The following is a 20,977-nucleotide window of genomic DNA, read 5'->3' as shown; positions in this document are numbered from 1 at the left end:
ACTCCCAAGATGACTTACCGCAGCCGGCTTCACGCAGCCAGCATGACTTATTCGATTACAAATGAACCGGTGGTTTCTTCGCTATCCTTGTATCCGATTCGAACCGCCTTGGCACGAATAATCGTGGTTCCTTCTAACAAAATAAACGGCTTCGTATATAGCTTCCAGGACGGATTCAGTCCCTTATCCGTCGTGTAAGCAATGGATGCTCCTTGCGTAGCGCAGTGTAGCAGGACCGCAGTCGGTTCGATGTATTCACCGTTTGCGGTAGCTTCTCTTCCGGGCAGTTCGCTGTTCAGCGGGATGAAAATGGGCGCAGCGGTTTGCGGCTGAACGCCGCCGGGATACATCTGAGCCACCATTCGTTCCTCTGGAACGTCGCCCCATACATCGTATTGATCACGCCAATCGTCCAAAACGGTTCGAAGTCTTTCCAATTCGACTCGATAGACAGGATCGTCCGCTAAATTGCTAATTTCATACGGGTCATTCACGCAATCGTACAGTTCCTCCACGGGCCGCTTATGCTGCATCAAGAGCCTCTGATCGCCCTCCAGTTGCCCGGATAGCTCCAGCCTCCAAAGTTCCTGGAAAGCCGCATGCTGGTGACTGAATTGTATCCATTGCAAATACGGCTTCTCCGGATAGTAATTACGAATGTATTTATACTGCTTGTCGCGTGCGGCACGAACCATATCATAGGATTCGTCGTAACGGTCGCGGGTAGCAAAGATGTAGTCTCTCGATTTCGCCTGCTCGCCCAAGAAAGGCTGCCCTTGCATATGATACGGTATGGTTGTTCCCGTCAATGAAAGTACGGTCGGGCCCAAATCAATCAAACTAACCAGCGTATCACTTACTTGCCCCGGCTCCATCACGCCAGGATGGCGAACAATAAGCGGCACTCGGATGCCGGCGTCATACGGCCATCGCTTTGCACGAGGCAATCCTTCACCATGATCGCTCCACAGGAATACGATGGTGTTCTCAGCTAAACCATCCTCCTCCAACTGCTGAAGGAGTTTGCCGACAAACTCATCGGCCTCGGCGATCAGATCATAGTACTTAGCAACCGATTCACGTATTTTCAGCGTATCGGGCAAATAAGGCGGCAACTTAACCAATTCCGGATCTGTAACTCGCGGAATATCCTCAACAGATTCCCGATCCGTATACTTTCGAATCATATCCCCCCACATGCTGCTCTCATGCGTCAGCATATGGTTGAACACAGCGAAGAATGGCTGCCCCGGCTCACGATGGCGCCAATGCGCCTCTCTCCCATTCTCGTCCCAGGCGGTTAAAGGAGACGGGAATTGATAATCCGTCTTCCAGTTATTCGTACAGAAGTATCCTTCAGAGCGCATATATTCCGTGAACGTCTTCACATGAGCCGGGGGGACGACAGCATAAGGTGTAGGCAATTCCGGCGTGAATTTATTGACATGCTCCGTGCGCATATGGTGCGCTCCAATCGCCGTCGGGTACATACCGGTAATGATGGATGAACGGCTGGGGGAGCATACGCCTGCCGTTGCAAATCCGTTAGAGTACAAAGTTCCCGCTGACGCCAGTTTGTCGATGTTTGGAGTGCGAGCCAGCGGATCCCCATAGCAGCCGAATCGGGGACTCGTATCCTCTATTGAAATCCATAGAATATTAGGCCTATTGGTAGCTGTAGTTGCCATCTTTGCTATTGCTCCCTTCCTTCCATCTTCCAACGAAAATCTTCCAGCTTCTATTTCCCTGACATTCTCGCGCTAATCTTCGCTTGGAATCCCGCTAAAACATTATTCTGCTCTCGCGGAAACTCGCCGGGATGTCTGCGCACCAGTTCATCAACCAGATGGCCTCGACCCGTTTCCTTCAGCCGTTCCACGTAATTTTTGAGATAGCCCCTAGCGTGGAATGGTCCGCCTTCCTTCATCACGGTCCACAGCGGATCAACTGCATCGCTGTTCCTCCGCATCATATTGTCATGCCACTGGTTCAAGTAATAGACCGCTTCAAAGCAAATGTCCCGATTCTCCGCCGCAATATTACACTGCTCCTTCGGATCCTCGGCCAAATTGTACAGCATTTCCTCATCAAACAAATGGAAGCCGTCGTGATAGCTGCGAATATAAATCCAATCCTTGAACCGGACGGCGCGCTGTACCACATGAGCGCATTGGGATACGACTAAATAATCGCGTCCACAATCCGACCCTGCCTTCAGAACAGGAGCATAGCTCTTTCCGTGCCAATCCGGAACAGCGGGGCTGTCCAGCATCTCCGCGAGCGTCGGGAGTAAATCCAGATGGTAGTGCAAGCCTTCGTCTACGATGCCCTGCTTCATACCCGGCCAGCGAATGATCATGGGAATACGGCAGGTACCTTGATCAGCGGTAGCATGTTCACCGTAGATGCCGAGCTGTCCCATATTTTCGCCATGGTCCGCAGAAATCATGATAATCAGATCCTCCATAACCCCTTGCTCTTCCAATGCGGCAAACAATCGACCAAGATGCTCATCCATATAACGTATGCCGCAATCATAGCCATCAATCATTTTCCGCATGTCATCCATGTCCAGAATCTCGCCGGGATGTCTCGGAAAATGAGGCGGAGCTTCGTTATTGTAAGTTTTATTGCGATAATCGATGTTCAGCTCATGAACACAGTGCGAGCCGACCATTTCCTTATGTCTGTCCAGCGCTTCATTTGTCAACCAATCAGGCAGCGGATCCGATGCAAAGGGGTTCCCAAATTCCTGTGGCGCACGGTAAGGCGTATGAGGATCCCAATAATTAACATAAAGGAACCAATTATCCTTGCTCGCGTTGCGCTGAACCCAATCCAGTGCCACTGGCGTGACATGCTCGGCCGATTCATTCCCATATTTTCCCGTATTTAGGATTTCATTAAATCCGGCATAGAAGTGGAAGGTCGAATGTCTTTGTGCGAACGGACTGATCAATACCGTGTTTAAATCGGCAGCTAAACCTAAGTAGGAAGGAAGAGAGCCGCCTCGTGTCAACTTGCCCATCAGCTCACGTTCGGTCCCTTCCAGCTTCATGTCACCGGCGGTACCGCCATGCCCGACAAGACCGTTGACGATTCCGAATTTGCCGCTCATCAGCGCTGTCCGGGAAGGTGCGCAAGGGGCATCGGAGGTATAATAATTCGTAAATCGAACGCCCTCTGCCGCAATGCGATCAATATTTGGTGAAGTATTTCGCTGATAACCATAACATCCCAAGTGATCCGGGCTCGTCGAATCCAAATCCAAAAACAATATCCTCATACTTTTTCAGCTCCATTCGTTAAATGAATTCACTTCAGAGAGTCACAAACAGTTGTTTGTGACTCCTCAGGGATTTTTACTGCAATCTTATTCCGTGTAAGACTTGTTTATTTCTTCAATGATTTTATTGCCGCCGCCTGCCAGCCAGTCTGCGGATGCTTTCTCAATGGCGGATACCGGCTCGCGTCCCATAATGATCTTCGAGACTGTTTCCATAAATTTAATGTTCAGGTTTGCCCCGCTCTTCGTCATCGTTTCGGATTCCAGCCCCGCACCCTTGTTTCTCCAAACACTCTTCTCGTTTGCTGCGAACATTTCTCTGATCATTTGATGATAGGTTGGGTCCTCCCATTTGTACATCTGAATACCTGGGTCGAATGGGCGAAATACCCAGTTGTTCAGCAGGTTTTGACGGTCCTTGTCCGCTGCCGGCAGCTTTTCATACTTGCCGTCGGACACTTTCTTGTAATGAACCCCTTCGATGCCGTTTTTAATGAAGTCCGAGCCTTCAGGGGAAAGGAAGTAATCCAGAATCTTGAGGATCCGCTGCTGCTTTTTCGGATCGATCTTCGCATTGATGACATTTTTCTCGAGCATTTCATAGGTAATGGTACCTGTCAGTCCCGTAGGACCTTTGGGAGGATCAATTGCTGTGACAACTGCGCCGGGGGTCAATTTTTTAACTGCGTTGACGTGATTCTTCCAATCATTTGGATTCAAATAGGCGAAGCCAACTTTATTTGCTTCGAACTTCTCTACGGTTGACCTGACTTTATTAACGGCAAAATCTTTATCCAGAACGCCTTCATTATAGGCTTTGTTCATGAAGGTTAAGAATTTTTTCCATTCTTCCACCTGTGTTTGATAGGGAACTAATTTACCGTTTACATCTTTCCATTGGTTGGATATTCCGAAGCCAGCCATAATGAAGTTAGCATCGACAATCGTATTGTTCGTTTGATCGTAGTAGAAAGAAAATCCGGTTGTGTCCTGCTGTCCGTTGCCATCAGGATCTTTGGTCGCAAACGCTTTCGCCACCTCGTAGAACTCGTCGATGGTTTTAGGCGCAGACAGATTCAGCTTTTTCAGCCAGTCCTCGCGTATGCTCAATGAATCTCTAGTTTCAGTTACATAGTAAGGGAGGCCAAGGAGCTTGCCTTTCGGATTAAGTGAGTACAGCCGATCTTTAGGAATGTTGGAAAGGTTCGGATATTGGTGAAGATCAGGCTGGATATCCAGAAACAATCCCTGCTTCTTCCACTTATTGAACTCCGGGTTAAGTACTAAGAACACATCAGGGAAATCATTTGAAGCCGCTAGTACATTCAGCTTCTCTTTATAGTTTGCTGCAGGCACCCATTGTATCTTAATATCTACATTAAACTTTTTGTTCAATTCCTGGATCATCGGGTTGTCATCCGGCCACCCCCCGCCTTGGTAGGAACGCGCCATCCAGTTGATGGTCAGCTTTTCGCTCATGTCAACTGCAGTTGCCGTATTACCGTCGCTTTTTTGCGGTGAAGCGCTTCCAGCATCCTGCTTTGAGCAACCTACTGCACTACCTATCGTGAGCGCCAGCGCACACAAAACCAATAACTTCTTCATATGTTTTCCCCTTTCGTTCTTTCAGCGTTAATGTGGTACATCCTTATGATAGGGCAATCAAGTCATTTTGGCGTTACACGATCCTCTGATTTATTAACTAGTATCTGCGACCGTAACATATTCATGCCTGGTATTACTTCGATTCGACATAATCGACTGCACAGCGAAAGCCCGTATTGCCCGACGAGCTATCCGGCGTATTGGCCGTTCTCGCAGCCACACGATACCGGTTGCAGTACGACTTATGGCACAGGTACGACCCGCCCCGCATCACTCTCGCCTGTCCGCTCGCTGGCCCCTTAGGGTTGACCGGCCTCTCTGTTAAGTGGAAATCCTTGTTGAACCAATCCGCACACCATTCCCACACATTGCCTGCGGTTTGGTACAAGCCATAGCCGTTCGGCGGAAAAGCATGCACCGGCGCTGTTCCGATGTAGCCGTCGCTGGCATTATTTTTTTCTGGGAATTTCCCCTGCCAAATATTGCACATATGTTTGCCGTCCGGCTTGAGCAAGTCTCCCCAAGCATACTTCTTCTGCACAAGTCCGCCTCGTGCGGCATACTCCCATTCCGCCTCCGTCAGAAGGCGCTTGCCTGACCACTTGCAGTAGGTCATTGCATCATTCCAAGAGACATGCACCACGGGATGGTCCAGCCGATCCTCGATGGTCGAATCCGATCCCTCCGGATGCCGCCAATCGGCGCCTTCTACGTACCACCACCATGGGGTCTTCTGCACCACTTGTGTAACCTTTTGGGCCGTTTCTTTTGAAAGCAATAGATGGAAGACAAAGGACCAGCCGTACTGCTCAGCCTCTGTTTTATACCCAGTAGTATCAACAAATTCCTTATACTCGGCATTCGTTACCGTATATGGCGACACATAAAACGGACTAACGGTTACACTGCGAATTGGCCCCTCGCCATCCGAAGGAAACCCATCCTTATCATCCGTGCCCATCAGAAAGGTGCCGCCTTCCAGTAAAATCATCCCTTCGTTTGGATTGGCTGTACGCTTCTTCGGTTCGGAAAACGAAGCTTCAATCGGGATGATTGGCCCTGAGGAAGCAGATCTTGAAGCCCCACAGCATGATGATTTTATCTCCATGAACAAAGTCCTCCCATATAAGCTAACTGTAGATTACGACGCTCGATAGTCCCGATATGACAATAACGTAAAAAGGATGCATGCGAAACCGGAGAAGGGCCACGAGGGACGCACCAAAAAATAGCATAGCCCCTAGCGTATCCATGCTCAGGTCGCCGAAAATATGGTTGCTTATCGCGAAGCGGATCGCACCGTAGAAAATAAGACCCGTAATAATAGGCCTTAGCCCGTAAAAAGCGGATTGTACCCACGGGTTTTTATCCAGCCTGCTGAAAAAGTTCCCGACGAGGACGACAATTATCAAGGAAGGAAGCACCATGCCTGCTGCCGCGAACACGGCTCCAGACAATCCGGCTACCTGGTAGCCGACAAAGATTGCGCTATTCGTCCCGATCGGCCCCGGCGACATGCCGGCTACCGCAATGACATCCGTAAAATCTTGAATGCCCATCCACCCGTGCTCGGTCACCTGGCGCTCGATGACGGGGATCATAGCGTAGCCGCCGCCGAAGGAGACAAAACCTATCATAAGAAAAGTAATAAATATGTCCCAATATATCATGTGTTTGCTAGCACCCTCTCCTAAATACCATCCCCTATATAATAATCCGTGTATTTATACCGAGGGACCTCCGATTCCTCATGATCCATATTCACCTGCATCCCGAGCTTTTTCTTCAGCCGGATGAGACCTATTCCCAAGGCAGCCCCAGCAACTATGATTACTATCGGATTCATATGACCAACCAACATTGTGATAACCGTCCCCATGACGACGAACAGGGTCGTTTTATCCAGTACGGCGGTTTTACCGATTTTAATACCTGCGTAGACGATCAGCGCTACCGTTGTCGCCCGTATCCCGCGAAAGGCAGCCTCAATCTTCGGATTGTGCTGAACCTCTAAGAAGGCTATGCAGAGGCCGATGACGATGGCGAAGGTCGGAAGGAGCACCCCGGTCAGCGCAGCGAGAGCTCCCCAGAAGCCAGCGATACGAAAACCGACGAAAGCTGCGGAGTTAATCGCAATCGCCCCCGGTATCGATTCGGAAATGGCGAAGATGTCGGCGATATCTTTATTTTTCACCCACTTACGCTTGTCTACGACTTCACGTTCAATTAACGGGATCATGGCATAGCCGCCGCCGAACGTCACCGGACCGATTTTGAAAAATGACCAAAAGATTTGTCCCAGCAGCGTCCAGGAAATGGATTTCATCTTAGCACCTCTATTCTATTCAACGACAGGCAGCCTAGTAGCCGATTCCGGCACCGGCCATCTCTCGTACTCCTTTACATCCGTGGCCAGTCCCCACTCCGCCAATAATCGATGATGCTCTACTCTTACTTGATGCTTCTCAATGATCGAGGGAATATCCCACGATACATCGAGCTCCGCTTGGAACTGCTTAGCGATGTCTGCTCTTTCGTGAATCACATTGTGCATCTCCAACGGATCGGAACTCAGATCGAATAATTGATTGTGCTCATCATGAAACGCATAGGCAACATACTTCCAGCTTCCCTCCCGCAGCATGCGCCCAGGAACGTGGCAACCTTCCAGCGTGGCTACATACTCACAGACAATGATGCGCTCCTCATCTTCCGCTCCTCCGCTCAGCAGCGGCTTCAAGCTGATACCATCCTGCCTCGGCGGCGTTTTCGCTCCGGCATACGCACAAAGCGTTGGTCCCAGATCCATGATGCTAACCGGCTGAGAAATGGTACGTCCTTGAGCGACTCCCTCTCCTTCAACAATCATAGGTATCTTCGCCGATCCCTCGTAAAAGGTGTTCTTCCCGATCAGTCCATGCTCCCCGGCTTGCTCGCCGTGATCAGACATGTAGACGAACACGCCAGGTCTGCCGCTGCGCTGCAGGTACTGGTTCCAAGCTCCTCGCACTTCCCCAACCTGACTGTCAATCGTTTCGATCATCCCCAGATAGGCTGCACGAAGCTTCTTGACATTTTCCTCCGTCAGCTGATGCTGTTGACGAAGCTTTCGCAGGAAGGGATGACCGTCATCGTGCAAGAACGACTCCGGAATGTCCACCTGCTCTTTGTAGTACGTGTAGCGTTCCGGCGGTGCAACAAAAGTATGGTGCGGGCCGTATGTCCCGACGACGATACATTGCGGCTTGCCATGGTCCTGCTGTAAATAGTCCAATGCCGCCTTGATGACGGCTTTATCGTATTCGAGCACAGGCGATGTCCCGCCGCCGATAATTTTCAAGCTTTGATTCGCCATCGTACCGACATATGGACCGAGGTCTGACCTTGCCGGGCCATAGCGTCCCCAGAACAACGGTGTCAGCTCCCCCATAATTCTGCGCGTAAACCCGTGCCGCTGATCCTCACCGAGAAAATGCATGCGCCCACACAGCACGGTCTCATAGCCTTGCGCAGCGATGCCGTGCAGAAAGGTTGTTTGATCGCTGCCAAGCGCTCCTTCATTCGTGTAAATGCCCGTTTTCTCCGGCAGCTGTCCGGTTAGCATGGACATTCTCGAAGGAACACAAATCGGGCATGAAGTATATGCCGAGCTCAACACAGTACCTTCCTTAGCCAATTGATCCAAGTGCGGCGTGCGCACCAGCGTATGTCCCTCATAACCAACGTACTGCGCGTGATGCTGATCACTTAAAAATACTAACATGTCTGGTTTACTGCTCATAATAATCTCACCTCATTGTTTAGCCCTTTACCGAGCCCATCAACATGCCTTTATTGAAATACTTTTGCATAAACGGATATACAGCCAGCAGCGGAGCTGCCGTAATCAGGACTGCCGCCATCTTAACGGCCGGGGTGTAAGCAAAGCCCCCTGCACCGTCTTCCATACTGGAATCTGACTCAAGCAGCATTTGTCGCAAAAACACTTGCAGCGGCATATCCGACGAGTTGTTAAGGAAAAGAACCGCGTGAAAGTAAGTGTTCCAGTTTTGAACCGCGTAGAACAGCGTAAATGTAGCGACAGCAGGCATCGACAACGGAATCACGATTTGCCAGAACAAGCGGAATTCGGAGCAGCCATCGATACGAGCCGATTCCTCCAGTTCGGAAGGAATATTTTGAAAGAAGCTGCGCATGACGATCAGGTTGAACGGTGCAATGGCTGTTGTCAGATACAGCGCCCAATAGCTATTGAGAAGCCCAAGCTCCTTTACAACGAGATACGTCGGAATCATACCTCCGGCGAAAATCATCGAGAACAGAATCATGAAATTCATGGTTCGGCGGCCCTTCAGCCAGCTTTTCGATAAGCCGTAAGCCATCAAGCTTGTAAGCAGGATGTTGATGGAAGTGCCGGTTACCGTAATGGTGACGGCATTTCCGAAGGCCCTCATAAAGTTTTCGTTGTTGAATAAATAACCGTAGGCTTCTATGGTCCATTCATGTGGTACGATGAAAAATCCACGGGACACAAATTCATGCTCTGTTGCAAAGGAGCTGGCAACCACATACACGAATGGCACTAGAATGGCTAATAGCGAAATGATAAGCAGGCTATAAATTAATCCGGTAAAAACGGGGTCCTTCCCACGCGAATCAAATGTATTCATTTTAGTAAACCCCCTCTTCTCCTGCTTTTTTGGAAAGCTTGTTAGCCAGCAAAATCAAGACTAAGCCTACGACCGATTTGAAAAGCCCCACAGCCGTTGTATAGCTGAATTCGCCTTGCAGAACGCCAGAGCGGTATACATACGTATCGAACACATCAGAAACCGACAGGTTAAGCGAATTTTGCATCAAGTAAATATGCTCGAAGCCAATGTCCATGATATGACCCAATCTTAGAATAAACAGGATGATAATCGTCCCTTTTAATGCAGGAAGGGTAATGTGCCAAAGCTGCTTCCAGCGGTTAGCACCGTCGACAACGGCTGCCTCATACAACGTAGGATCGATGGAGGCAAGCGCGGCCAGGAAGATCACCGCATTCCATCCAGCTTCCTTCCAAATGCTCTGCAAAATGTACACGATTCGGAAATAATTCGGGTCTGTCATAATCTCGATCCGTTCAAAGCCAGCTCCAGCTAATCCTTTGTTTATAGCTCCTTCTTGTGTCGCGAACAAAATCACGGTAATCCCCACGACGACAACCCATGACAGAAAGTGCGGCATGTAGATAGCCGTTTGCACAAATTTCTTAAACCATTTCATCCGCACCTCATTCAAGAAAACGGCGATCAGCACGGGAGCCGGGAAAAACAGGAACAAATTTAATGCACTTAAGATAAGGGTGTTCTTTAACAACGTCCAAAAATCCGGCTCTCCGAACAGCCGTTCAAAGTGGGCGAAGCCTACCCACTCGCTTCCCAAGAAACCGCCGAACGGATTGTACTCCTGAAAAGCAATAACGATTCCTCCCATCGGCAAATAGCGGAAAATGAGGAAAAATAACAATCCCGGCATAATCATCAGATATAACGGAAGACCTCTCTTCCATTCCTTTAACTGCGACTTTCTGAGCGCTGTCGCCTTAGGCTTCACAAGCTTTACTGTGGAATCCCCCTGCATGTTGTTTCCCTCCTGCATGAAGCATGTTATTTGATATAGCAACATCATAATAGTTCCGCTTTCATTCGTCGTTACACGATCCTCTGATTTCTAAACCACGCGACGATAAATCGGACAAGAAAAAGGCCGCCCTCCGGGTACATCCGGTGGAGCAGCCTTAGAATCAGCTCTGCAGTTGTGGGAATGTTGTTCGTCCTGAATCTAGCTCAAATCACTGATCTTTTCACAATGGCTGGCACCTTTATAGGTGAGAGGAATGCGAATCGAAATAACGGTGCCGCGGTCAGGAAAGGATGACAAGCTTAGACCGTAGCCTTCCCCGTATTTTAAATATAAGCGGGTGTGTACGTTGCGGATGCCAAGCGATTCCGTCTGTATGAACTCCTGATTGTTCACATGCTCCGATATTTTCTCCAGTTCTTGGGCAAGCTCGGCCATTTTCTCCTCCGAAATGCCTTGCCCATTGTCAGCAATTTCAATCACTAAGTCATCCTTATCGTCATACGCGCTGACCAAAATTGCAGCATCCCCTGCCCTCGGTTCAACCGCATATTTCACGGCATTTTCGACGAGCGGCTGGGCCGTGAGCTTCACAATCCGGCAATCATGGAATTTCGGATGCACCGTGATTTGGCTGAAAAACTTTTTCGGAAAGCGGATATGGGTAATCTCAAGGTACTTTTCCAAGATCATGAGCTCTTCCTTCAAGGTCACTTCATGATCCGAAATTTTGGCCGTATAGCGGTAAACATCTGCAAGATTGGCGGCCATATTCACGACGAGGTCATCCCCGTGGAGATACCCAATACTCTTGATGACATCCAGCGAATTATACAGCAGATGTGGATTGATTTGATTTTGGAGAGCCTTAATATAAGCCTCCTTCTGGCGCAGACGCGTATGCACATCCTGCAGCTTTAGGTCGGAAATCGTATTCAACTGTTCGTCCAGCTGCTCGACCATTTTATTAAAGCTGTAATTGAGCTTCTGGAATTCATTCTTCCCCTGCAAGAATTCAGCCCTTGTCTTATAATCGCCTTGAGACACCCGGTTCATATTCTGCTTAAGATGAAGTACCGGTCTAACGAATAGATTGGAGACGAGCGGTACCAGAAAAATGACCATAACCGCTATGAGCGCAAACGCAAGGAAGGTGGAATTGCGCGCCGCATAAAGACCGCTGGCCATCTCATCAAACGGCATGATAGCCATAACACGCCAACCTAACACTGTGGAGTTGCTTGTTGAGACGAGCACCTTTTCCCCGTTGTAAACTTGAGTGCTCACCCCGCCTTCGGACGGTGTGGCGATTTGACGCAAGGGCGTATCGACAAGCTTGCGGCCGCGCCATTCCTTTACAGGATGATAAACGATCGTATCGTCATGCGATAGCAGCATAAACTGTCCCGACTCACCTAATTTTGAGCGCTCAAAGGTAGCTTCTATTTCTTGAAGCCCTATATCCATAACGATAAAACCGAGCGGAGCCAGACTGGAGCTGCTGTAGACCGGATTCATCAGAGAAATGACAGACATGCCGGTTTGCTGCGGGTACGTAATGGTATGGGTCGGAATAAGGACGCGCTGCTCGGAAAAAGGGACGGAATACCAAGGCTCAGCACTAAAAACTACCGTTGATGACTGGAAGCTGCGCATAGCAAGTACCCGCTTGTCCGTCGACAGGAGGAACATCCCAGCCACTTCAGTGTAATTCAACGTTACATGACGCCGTAGCATGGCTTCAATTTCATCGGTCTCAAATATAGTGATGGGCCGGCTCCCTTCAAACCAGCTCTGAATGAGTTCCTCCTTCACTAGTGTCTTTGTTGTCTTGGACAGCTGCTCAATATAAAATTCGATATGATGATTCAGACGTTTCGTCGCTTCGTCCGTGACCGTATGGAAATCCTTCTTCACTGTGTTGCTGTAGTTGATGTGGGAGATGATCCCCATTAGAATCATTGACAACAGACTGATCGCCAAAAATAATACGACCATGCTCACTTTGATTGGAAAGCGAATCCAAAATTGTCTCATAGGAACCATACCTTTACTATTTTTCATTTAATACACGTCTATCTGTACATGTTCTTTCTACAACAAGCATATCCCTCTTTACACAATTGATTAACATTTATCCAATTTTCTGATAAGTTATCCCTGAAAAAATAAAAGATGTCATCGGTTAGGATAACATCCTTTCTGTCTATGAAGGGTTAGATCAGCCCTCCCCCCATTTACTCACGGTATCTTGAATCGGAGGCTTGGATAATCCTCCTGTCGCTTCCCACCAAGCATCAACGACTTGGCGAAGTGAACGGCGCGCCTCCTCCGCTTCCGGCCTTCCTGCCACGTTAACTAATTCGTCCGGATCCTGCTTAAGGTTGTACATCTCTTCTATATCCTCTTCATAGTAGTACACATACTTCCACTCCGGCGTTTGCGCGCCACGGAAAGGATGATATCCCCAATAGGCCTTATAATGCTCGAAGAAGACGAGCTGCTCTGACGGGGGCTGAGCCAGCGCAAGATGTGGCATCAGCGAGCCACCTTCGCATTCGGCTGGCACCTCAATGCCGACAGCATCCAGCAGCGTTCCGGTCACGGCGCTACTTGACACGAGATCTGGGATGACCTTGCGAGCAGGGTTAGCCCAGGGAACATGCAGAATAACAGGTACGTTATAAAGCTCTTTATACGGGAGAACACCCTTCAGCCTTAGCTTATGCGCTCCCTGCATATCGCCATGATCCGTTGTAAACAGAATAGCGGTGCTATCGAGCAGCCCCTTCGCTTCTAACTTTTCCATGATGCGGCCAAGGTTCTCATCCATCAGCTTCAGCATGGAACGATAATGCTGAGCGTCACGCCGCACCAACTCCTCCGTAAGATCGGACTCGCCAGTCCGGGAGCGTTCCTGCTGAAAGGCAGGCTTGGTCGACAGGTCATCCAGATAATAGCTGGTCGGGACGGGCATAACCTCCAGCGGGAACTGTTCCGCATATGGATCAATCCGCTCAAAAGGTCCGTCAACCGGTACGTTCGGATGCGGCATAAACCAGTTCAGTGCCATAAAGAACGGCTTACAGCCATCATAGTCCTCCAAATAATTCAGCGCCTTCGCAGTTGTCATCGCATCCTTATGGCTGTGATACCGGGGGTTCTTGTTCGCCACGCCCAGCTCAAAGCCGTCCAACCCGTAATCTGTTATTTGGAATTCGTGATCCGCCGGAGACAACCCCAAATGCCACTTGCCTAGGTAAACGGTCTCATAACCGGCCTGATTAAAGTCTTTCGCGATGCCCCATTCCTTAGGATCTAGCACATGACCTATATTATTGACGCCAACCTGATGTGGGTATTTCCCCGTCATCCACGTGGCCCGTGACGGCGAGCACTGTGCAGAGGTAGAAATTACGCCCGTGAATCGTACGCTGCGATCTACAAATCTATCCAGATTTGGGGTATAGTAACTGGGATTGACACAGCCCATAGCATCTAAATTTTGTTGATCTGTCGTGATCATCATGACATTTTTCATAAACGGTTCCTCTTTTCTTCGAAAGTAGTAATAACTGCAGCTTGCTCTGACTTCATGATATTGATTCCGCTTCCATATGTCGTTACACAATCCTCTGATTTGCGATACCGGGATAATCCAAAAAGGCTGCTCCGCCAGCCCTGAGCCGGTTGAACAGCCCGCCTTTTCATCACTCTTTCAGGATGGTCGTACGGCCAGCCTCTCCTTCGAAGAGCGCCCCTTCATTTGATCGTAAGCTTTTCGCTCATCTCGTTTGCCGCAGCGGCATCTTCAACTACCTTGCAGGCGCTTTCGATACTAATTTGATAGCGTGTACCAAGAAACAAGGGATGCCAGCAGCAGTAAAGCGCAACATACCTGCCATCTCTTCTTCATAGGTGTCATATCCCCATGCCTTTTCTATATTCATTCGGCGATAAGCCTGTTAAATTTTTGAATACCCGATTAAAATAAGGCATTGACGAAAAGCCGACCATATCTGCCACCTGGTATACTTTCAGATCCGGCTCAAGCAGCAGCTGCTTTGCCTTCTCGATGCGGAATTTGTTCATATAGCTGACGAACGAATCCCCTGTATGCTGCTTGAACAAAGCGCTGAAATGCGACACGCTAAGGCCGGAGTAGTCCGCGATCTGCGTTAGACTGATCTCCTGCATGTAGCTCCTCTCTGCGTAATCACTTGCCTTCTTAATCACGAGCCGGAAGGATCGTTTATGATGCTGATGCTGGTCGAATTGGCACCAAGTCTCTGTTAGATGCTGAATAAGCTTTTTCAGCGTTTCCTCCGTGCGCTCTTCGTGCACAGCCGATTTCTGATATTCAGGATACGTGTACTCTAGCAAATCATTCAGCTTACCGGCCAAGATGCTAAGCAAGCCGAGCTTAGAGCTGGGATGATAACTTTTATTTTTCAAAATGGATTGCACCAGCTGCCCCTGCTCCGCCATCATCTGCTGAACATCCATCGTTGGAATCCGGTCCATAAACGTGTTAATGCCCATCAGTTGATCATGGACAGGATGCATCCACTCCAGCCGCTGCAGAGATCTCTCCAGCGCTTCCTTTAGCACGTCTTCCCGTACCGGCTTTAGCAAATATTCCGATACACCGTAACGAATGCCCTGCTGAGCATAAGAGAAGTTATCGTAGCCACTAATAATAATACTAATTATAGGGAATTTGATTTCATCGATTTGTTTGATCAAAGACAGCCCATCCATCTTCGGCATCATAATATCGGTAATAAGGACTGTTGGACACAACTCATGAATCATGTTCCAAGCCTCTACTCCATCTCCTGCCTCACCGATTACCTTAAAGCCCCCGCCGATCCGGTCCACCATCTCGACGATACCGCTGCGGATCCAATGCTCATCCTCTGCCACAAGCACATTGTACATTTGAGAGCCTCCTCTCACCTTTTTTCTATGAATTATATCTTCGTTCCCCGAGGAGCATTTCCTTTCAAACTAGCGAGTTGAAAATTATCCAATTCTCTGAAAGCTTACCCTTGCAGAAGTAACAAACAATGTTAATTTGAGCAATCTTCTTGCCAACCAAAAAGTCTTTAACCTAAATTTCTCAATAACGAGCTACGACCATTTTTTTCCTTGTATAAAATTCAACGCCGTCTCTTCCATTTGCATGTAAATCACCGTAGAACGATTTCTTATAGCCCGAGAACGGGAAAAATGCCATCGGAGCTGGAACGCCTACGTTCAAACCAAGCATACCCGCATCCATGTTTTCCCTGAAGTAACGGATTGCTTTGGCACTATTGGAATAAAGACAAGCCCCATTTGCAAATTCAGAACGGTTTGCCAAATCAACCGCCTCTTCTATACTTTCCACCCGAACAACGGATAAAACAGGTGCAAAAATTTCATCCTGCCATATCGTCATCTCTGGCTTCACATGATCGAAAATGGTCGGTCCCACAAAATAACCCACTCTATTCGCTTCGTTGGCGGTACGTCCGTCCAAAATCAATGCCGCATTTTCGTTTTCCCCTTGTTCAATGTAGGAAATGGTTTTTTCCTTATGTGACTGTCTGATGACTGGACCCAAAAACACATTGGGTTCTAATCCGTTACCGATTAGGATTTGACTTGCCGCTTCTTTCAAACCTTGAACAAGCGATTCGGCAACTTCACCCACGGCTACTACGACCGAACATGCCATACAGCGTTCACCCGCAGACCCGAAGGCAGCACTAGTAATTTCTTTAATCGTAAGCCCCAGATCAGCATCCGGCAATACAATTGAATGGTTCTTGGCTCCTCCGAGCGCCTGCACCCTTTTGCCAGATGCCGCAGCGGTTTTATATACGTATTCCGCCACAGATTGGGAACCAACAAAAGAAATCGCGCTAATCCCGGAATTGCTCAATAGTTCGTTGACTACGTCCTTCCCGCCATTAATGATATTCAGTACGCCATCCGGCAGGCCAGCAGCTGTAAATAATTCAGCAAGACGGGCGGCGAGTAGCGGTGTCCGTTCCGAAGGCTTCAAAATAAATGTATTGCCGCATGCAATAGCTAAAGGAAACATCCAACACGGAACCATCATTGGGAAATTGAAAGGTGTGATTCCGCCAACAACGCCAATCGGATAACGATACATGCTCGATTCTATACCTGTCGCGATATCAGGCAGCACGCTGCCCATCATGAGTGTAGGGACGCCGCATGCGAATTCAACACATTCAATCCCCCTCTGAACCTCACCGTATGCTTCACTATAGCTTTTTCCGTTCTCTTGGGTTATTAACCGAGCGAGTTCATCCCAATGCTGGATGAGTATATTTTGATATTTAAATAAGATTCTGGCACGACGAGGAACAGGCACTTTGCTCCATTCAAGAAAAGCCTCATTTGCTGCACATACTGCCAACTGCACATCTTCAGCTGATGAAAGAGGGACATATGCCAATGGCTCTTCCGTAGCAGGGTTGGTAACGAGTTCATGTTGTTCGGAGGAAGAAGGAATCCATTTGCCTCCGATATAATTGGCCAGCCTATTTATTTTTGTCATTAGAGCACCATCCTATATGTTAGAATTTGTAATCATAGCAAATGTGATAAAGATCAATAATTTCTTCAATCAACGGGATGCGCGGATTGTTTCTGGGGCTTCCACTTGCCAACGCATCCGCTGCCATTTTGTAAACGGATTCTTGGAATATCCCCTTATCGATACCCCAGTTTTCCAAATTAGGTATTTGCAAGTCCTTGCATAGCCGTTTCACTGCTTGGACCGCAACATCTGCCATTACTTGATCAGACAGCTGCGATTGCTCTGGACAGAATAAACGACCGATAACAGCCAATTTTTCCAGTGCAAATTCTTTGCTAAATGCTAATACTGCTGGAAGAAGCATCGCGTTGGAGATGCCATGCGGCACATGGAATAGTGCTCCAATGGGTCGGGACATCCCATGAACTAAAGTGACTGACGCGTTCGAGAAAGCAGCTCCCGCCTGCATGGAAGCAAGTGTCATTTTTTCTCTGGCATCCAGGTCTGAGCCTTCCATATAAGCTTTAAGTAAATTCCGGGAAATCAATTCTATTGCAGATAGGGCAAGGTTATCTGTCATAGGCTGCGCTTTGCGGGAGATGTAGGCTTCTATCGCATGGCAAAGTGCATCTATACCAGTGGCAGCGGTTATGCTTGGCGGTGTTGAAACAGTTAGCGTTGGATCCACTATAGCTACGCTAGGAAGAAAAGCCGCGTGTTTCACCATCATTTTCACATCGTTTCGAGTGTTGATGATGACCGTTACATCGGTCATTTCCGACCCGGTTCCAGCCGTCGTCGGAATCGCAATCAGCGGTATTGGTGCTGCTGAAAGCAATGCTTCGCCACCCATATAATCTCCAATGTCTCCACCGTTCGCGGCGATGACGGAGACTGCCTTAGCAGTATCTATACAACTCCCTCCTCCAACCGCAATAATAACATCGCATTGGTGCTCCAAGCATATAGCAAGAGCTTCGGATACATGAACATCATTCGGTTCAGAATTAACATCCAAATAGCATGCAGAGACAATCCCAGCTTCCTCCAAATACTGTCGGCAAAGCAAAACATTCCCGATTTGCTCCATGATGCGATCACTTATTAACAAAGCCTTCTTACCAAGCCTTCTGGTTTGGCATCCTAGTTGGGTTAGAGCATCCCGACCATAAATAACATTTTGTGGCAGATGGAACGTGGAAAAAGTTTTCATTACAGACACCTCTTTTTAATTTTTTTCCCAGGCATTCATGTAAATACGCGTAATATCGTTCAAAGTATACGGCATAGGACTTCGATCTAATAACCGGGTTTGTTTGATTGCGTCCTTTGCCAGAAGCTCGATATCTTCCCTTCGAATGCCGTAATCCTGAAGTGAAAGCGACAGCCCTACATCCCGAACCATTTCTTGAAAGCAGGTAACCGTTGCAAGCGCTACTTTTCTTTTCGTTAATCCTTCGGTCGGAACACCCAGCGCTTCCGCCATCATTTGCATTTTGTCCAGACATGCCGGCCATATGAAGTCGAACACATAAGGTAGTAAAACAGCGTTGGATTCACCATGAGAAATTTTGAAATGTCCACCCAAAGGGTACGCTAGAGCATGAACTCCGGAAACTCCCGCATTGTAAAAGCTAAGTCCTGCAAGCAAACTCCCATATGACATTTCTGACCTGGCAGCTTTATTAGCACCATGCCATACGGCTGTACGAATACTTGAACTTATCTTTCTGATTGCCTCCAAAGCAAGCAAATCTGTTAAAGGGGAGGCATTTACGGAAATGAAGGCTTCAACTGCATGCGTCAATGCGTCAATTCCGGTTGATGCCGTAATTTTAGGAGGGAGTGAATAAGTCAGTTCAGGATCTAAGATAGCTGTATCTGCCAATAAATAAGGGTGTGTCAAAACATCTTTCGTCGCTTCCAAAGAGAATACGGCGATATCGGTAACTTCCGCTCCTGTCCCGGATGTAGTCGGAATTAATATTTTTGGAATACCTTTATCCGTTAGCCTCATGGTTCCCGTCAAGTTCAAATAGTCTGCAGTGGTTCCATCGTGTCTACAAAGAACAGCCGCAGCTTTTGCAATATCCAAACAACTGCCTCCGCCTATCCCTATTACGAGTTCTGCTTGGCTGTCCCTCAGTGCTGCAACAGCCCGATCGGCTGTATGTAGAGGCGGCTCCGGTTGTATTTCACTGTAAATTGTATAATCCAAATTGATGTCGTTTAGTATGCGGGTTAATGAATCTAGAATTCCTGTTTTGAGTACTCCAGGATCGGCAAACACCATCACTCTCGACGCATTGAAGGATTTAATCTCATCAGGAAGGCGCGACAAGCTTCCCACACCCATTATTATTTTCACAGGAGATATAAATGTTCTTATTTCATGATTCAAAAGCATTCGCCCCCTAAATGATTACGTATTCATTTTTCACAGTAAAATTCCTCTGTCGAACTATATTTGATAACGAAGACTGATCAATTTCAATTCGGTCATTTCTTCGACCGCATATTTGACGCCCTCAAGGCCATAACCAGAATCTTTCAACCCGCCGTAAGGCATATGATCGAAACGGATACTTGGAATATCGTTGACCAAAACTTGACCGACCTCCAAGTCTGTGCCCATTTGCATCGCTTGTATCAGATCATTCGTAAATACACCGGCATTTAACCCATATCGGCTGCGGTTCATCAAGGAAACTGCTTCACGACTGTCAGTAACGCTATGAACGATGACCACCGGACCAAATACCTCTTGGCACGATACTTTCATTCTCGGTGAAACGCTGGTCAATAGGGTTGGGAGCATGATCCCGTCTTTAACGTAGCCACCCGTGAGTACCTCGGCACCTTCAGCTTTCGCTTCTTCCACCCATGAAATAATGCGACTTTGCGATCTTGTATTAATTAAGGAGCTTACAACCGTCTGTTCATCTAATGGATCACCGACTGGAATGCAATTAATTTCCTCGCTAAGCATTTGAATAAACTCGGGATAAAGTTCCTGATGAACATATATTCGCTGTGTGCTAATGCATACTTGACCGCTGTAACCGAAAGCTCCGAGTGCTGCTTGCTTCGCAATCGATAACAGATGATCACGCACGGACTTGTCAATGTACATGGCGGAGTTGCTTCCAAGTTCTAACGTTATTTTTTTCAACCCAGCCATGCTTTTTATTGCAATCCCGACTTCGGGGCTTCCTGTAAATGATATTTTTCGGATTCTGTCATCACTAAGCAGCACCTTGCCAAGAACAGGACCTTCGCCTGACACGATGCTTATCGCACCTCGTGGCGCACCCGATTCCGTGAGCAGTTCCGCTAGATAAAAAGCGGAAAGCGGAGTTTGCTCTGCCGGCTTAACGACAATGCTATTTCCGGCGGCAAGGGCTGGCCCGACTTTATGAACCAAGAGATTCAGAGGGAAGTTAAAAGGTGTAATGGCACCTACAACACCGATCGGTTGACGTATCGTAAACGCATAGCGCCCTTCACCGCCAACAGCGGCATCCATGGGTACGTTCTCACCGCAGACTCGCTTTGCTTCTTCTGCCGAAAAAAGAAGTGTTTGAATTGCCCGATCTATTTCCACTCTTGCAGCGCTTATTGGTTTTGCTGCTTCCTCACTTAAGATGCGCGCGGCTTCCTCTCTTTTCTGCCTATACAACTCCGCGGTCCGATATAAAATTTCTGCCCTTCGATGTGCAGGAAGGCTCCTCATGCGATAGAAACCTTCTTGAGCGGAGGCAATTGCGCCGGTCATCTCCACTGGCGATGATAACGCTACGTCCGCTAACTTCGCTCCGGAATATGGATTGAACAGCTCATAGTATCGTTTTGCCTCAACATAATGTCCGTCTATAAAAATTCCCTTGTTCATCTCTCCCCAT

Annotated in this window: 17 protein-coding genes; all 17 read right to left on the bottom strand. The window is 48.2% G+C overall.

Annotated features, from left to right (window positions below):
* Nucleotides 1–47: 47 nt before the first annotated feature.
* Nucleotides 48–1,688: a sulfatase-like hydrolase/transferase gene (locus tag ACSQ8P_RS10675; RefSeq protein ID WP_436235153.1), complete on the bottom strand. Its 1,641-nt coding sequence runs from the start codon at nt 1,686–1,688 to the stop codon at nt 48–50.
* Nucleotides 1,689–1,738: 50 nt separating this feature from the next.
* Nucleotides 1,739–3,286: a sulfatase family protein gene (locus tag ACSQ8P_RS10670; RefSeq protein WP_436235152.1), complete on the bottom strand. Its 1,548-nt coding sequence runs from the start codon at nt 3,284–3,286 to the stop codon at nt 1,739–1,741.
* 87 nt (nt 3,287–3,373) lie between these two features.
* The gene (locus ACSQ8P_RS10665; protein WP_436235151.1) at nt 3,374–4,891 is read right to left on the bottom strand and encodes an extracellular solute-binding protein; all 1,518 of its coding nucleotides are present in this window, start codon (nt 4,889–4,891) and stop codon (nt 3,374–3,376) included.
* A gap of 133 nt (nt 4,892–5,024) precedes the next feature.
* Nucleotides 5,025–5,999: a formylglycine-generating enzyme family protein gene (locus tag ACSQ8P_RS10660; RefSeq protein WP_436235150.1), complete on the bottom strand. Its 975-nt coding sequence runs from the start codon at nt 5,997–5,999 to the stop codon at nt 5,025–5,027.
* Nucleotides 6,000–6,021: 22 nt separating this feature from the next.
* Nucleotides 6,022–6,561, bottom strand: coding sequence for a chromate transporter (locus ACSQ8P_RS10655; protein ID WP_436235149.1), 540 nt, complete (start codon nt 6,559–6,561; stop codon nt 6,022–6,024).
* Between the two features lie 20 nt (nt 6,562–6,581).
* The gene (locus tag ACSQ8P_RS10650) at nt 6,582–7,217 is read right to left on the bottom strand and encodes a chromate transporter (protein WP_436235148.1); all 636 of its coding nucleotides are present in this window, start codon (nt 7,215–7,217) and stop codon (nt 6,582–6,584) included.
* Between the two features lie 15 nt (nt 7,218–7,232).
* A complete protein-coding gene (locus ACSQ8P_RS10645) occupies nt 7,233–8,672 on the bottom strand; it encodes a sulfatase-like hydrolase/transferase (protein WP_436235147.1) in 1,440 nt (479 codons plus the stop codon).
* A gap of 19 nt (nt 8,673–8,691) precedes the next feature.
* Nucleotides 8,692–9,561 carry a carbohydrate ABC transporter permease gene (locus ACSQ8P_RS10640; protein WP_436235146.1) on the bottom strand — a complete coding sequence of 290 codons (870 nt, stop codon included), beginning with the start codon at nt 9,559–9,561 and terminating at the stop codon, nt 8,692–8,694.
* Between the two features lies 1 nt (nt 9,562).
* Nucleotides 9,563–10,519, bottom strand: a complete 957-nt coding sequence (locus ACSQ8P_RS10635; RefSeq protein ID WP_436235145.1) for an ABC transporter permease — start codon at nt 10,517–10,519, stop codon at nt 9,563–9,565.
* A gap of 201 nt (nt 10,520–10,720) precedes the next feature.
* Complete coding sequence (locus tag ACSQ8P_RS10630; RefSeq protein ID WP_436235144.1) at nt 10,721–12,556, bottom strand: cache domain-containing sensor histidine kinase; 1,836 nt, start codon at nt 12,554–12,556, stop codon at nt 10,721–10,723.
* A gap of 184 nt (nt 12,557–12,740) precedes the next feature.
* Nucleotides 12,741–14,060: a sulfatase-like hydrolase/transferase gene (locus tag ACSQ8P_RS10625; protein WP_436235143.1), complete on the bottom strand. Its 1,320-nt coding sequence runs from the start codon at nt 14,058–14,060 to the stop codon at nt 12,741–12,743.
* Nucleotides 14,057–14,230: a hypothetical protein gene (locus tag ACSQ8P_RS10620; protein ID WP_436235142.1), complete on the bottom strand. Its 174-nt coding sequence runs from the start codon at nt 14,228–14,230 to the stop codon at nt 14,057–14,059. The genes ACSQ8P_RS10625 and ACSQ8P_RS10620 overlap by 4 nt, the downstream gene beginning before the upstream one ends.
* Before the next feature lie 210 nt (nt 14,231–14,440).
* Nucleotides 14,441–15,460, bottom strand: coding sequence for a response regulator transcription factor (locus tag ACSQ8P_RS10615; protein WP_436235141.1), 1,020 nt, complete (start codon nt 15,458–15,460; stop codon nt 14,441–14,443).
* 181 nt (nt 15,461–15,641) lie between these two features.
* A complete protein-coding gene (locus ACSQ8P_RS10610) occupies nt 15,642–17,093 on the bottom strand; it encodes a CoA-acylating methylmalonate-semialdehyde dehydrogenase (RefSeq protein ID WP_436235140.1) in 1,452 nt (483 codons plus the stop codon).
* Between the two features lie 19 nt (nt 17,094–17,112).
* Nucleotides 17,113–18,288, bottom strand: coding sequence for an iron-containing alcohol dehydrogenase (locus ACSQ8P_RS10605; RefSeq protein ID WP_436235139.1), 1,176 nt, complete (start codon nt 18,286–18,288; stop codon nt 17,113–17,115).
* A 15-nt stretch (nt 18,289–18,303) separates the two neighbouring features.
* Nucleotides 18,304–19,431, bottom strand: coding sequence for an iron-containing alcohol dehydrogenase (locus ACSQ8P_RS10600; RefSeq protein WP_436239494.1), 1,128 nt, complete (start codon nt 19,429–19,431; stop codon nt 18,304–18,306).
* Nucleotides 19,432–19,536: 105 nt separating this feature from the next.
* Complete coding sequence (locus tag ACSQ8P_RS10595) at nt 19,537–20,967, bottom strand: aldehyde dehydrogenase family protein (protein WP_436235138.1); 1,431 nt, start codon at nt 20,965–20,967, stop codon at nt 19,537–19,539.
* Nucleotides 20,968–20,977: the final 10 nt, after the last annotated feature.

The sequence above is a fragment of the Paenibacillus sp. LjRoot153 genome (assembly GCF_964253085.1).
Lineage (GTDB): Bacteria > Bacillota > Bacilli > Paenibacillales > NBRC-103111 > Paenibacillus_E.
Note: the sequence above shows the minus strand (reverse complement) of the source record. Positions and strands in the feature narration are given on the sequence as shown.

Coding starts and splice junctions, on each gene's coding strand:
- ACSQ8P_RS10675 (WP_436235153.1), bottom strand. CDS start 1,688: ATGGCAACTACAGCTACCAATAGGCCTAATATTCTATGGATTTCAATA.
- ACSQ8P_RS10670 (WP_436235152.1), bottom strand. CDS start 3,286: ATGAGGATATTGTTTTTGGATTTGGATTCGACGAGCCCGGATCACTTG.
- ACSQ8P_RS10665 (WP_436235151.1), bottom strand. CDS start 4,891: ATGAAGAAGTTATTGGTTTTGTGTGCGCTGGCGCTCACGATAGGTAGT.
- ACSQ8P_RS10660 (WP_436235150.1), bottom strand. CDS start 5,999: ATGGAGATAAAATCATCATGCTGTGGGGCTTCAAGATCTGCTTCCTCA.
- ACSQ8P_RS10655 (WP_436235149.1), bottom strand. CDS start 6,561: ATGATATATTGGGACATATTTATTACTTTTCTTATGATAGGTTTTGTC.
- ACSQ8P_RS10650 (WP_436235148.1), bottom strand. CDS start 7,217: ATGAAATCCATTTCCTGGACGCTGCTGGGACAAATCTTTTGGTCATTT.
- ACSQ8P_RS10645 (WP_436235147.1), bottom strand. CDS start 8,672: ATGAGCAGTAAACCAGACATGTTAGTATTTTTAAGTGATCAGCATCAC.
- ACSQ8P_RS10640 (WP_436235146.1), bottom strand. CDS start 9,561: ATGAATACATTTGATTCGCGTGGGAAGGACCCCGTTTTTACCGGATTA.
- ACSQ8P_RS10635 (WP_436235145.1), bottom strand. CDS start 10,519: ATGCAGGGGGATTCCACAGTAAAGCTTGTGAAGCCTAAGGCGACAGCG.
- ACSQ8P_RS10630 (WP_436235144.1), bottom strand. CDS start 12,556: ATGAGACAATTTTGGATTCGCTTTCCAATCAAAGTGAGCATGGTCGTA.
- ACSQ8P_RS10625 (WP_436235143.1), bottom strand. CDS start 14,060: ATGAAAAATGTCATGATGATCACGACAGATCAACAAAATTTAGATGCT.
- ACSQ8P_RS10620 (WP_436235142.1), bottom strand. CDS start 14,230: ATGAAAAGGCGGGCTGTTCAACCGGCTCAGGGCTGGCGGAGCAGCCTT.
- ACSQ8P_RS10615 (WP_436235141.1), bottom strand. CDS start 15,460: ATGTACAATGTGCTTGTGGCAGAGGATGAGCATTGGATCCGCAGCGGT.
- ACSQ8P_RS10610 (WP_436235140.1), bottom strand. CDS start 17,093: ATGACAAAAATAAATAGGCTGGCCAATTATATCGGAGGCAAATGGATT.
- ACSQ8P_RS10605 (WP_436235139.1), bottom strand. CDS start 18,288: ATGAAAACTTTTTCCACGTTCCATCTGCCACAAAATGTTATTTATGGT.
- ACSQ8P_RS10600 (WP_436239494.1), bottom strand. CDS start 19,431: ATGGGTGTGGGAAGCTTGTCGCGCCTTCCTGATGAGATTAAATCCTTC.
- ACSQ8P_RS10595 (WP_436235138.1), bottom strand. CDS start 20,967: ATGAACAAGGGAATTTTTATAGACGGACATTATGTTGAGGCAAAACGA.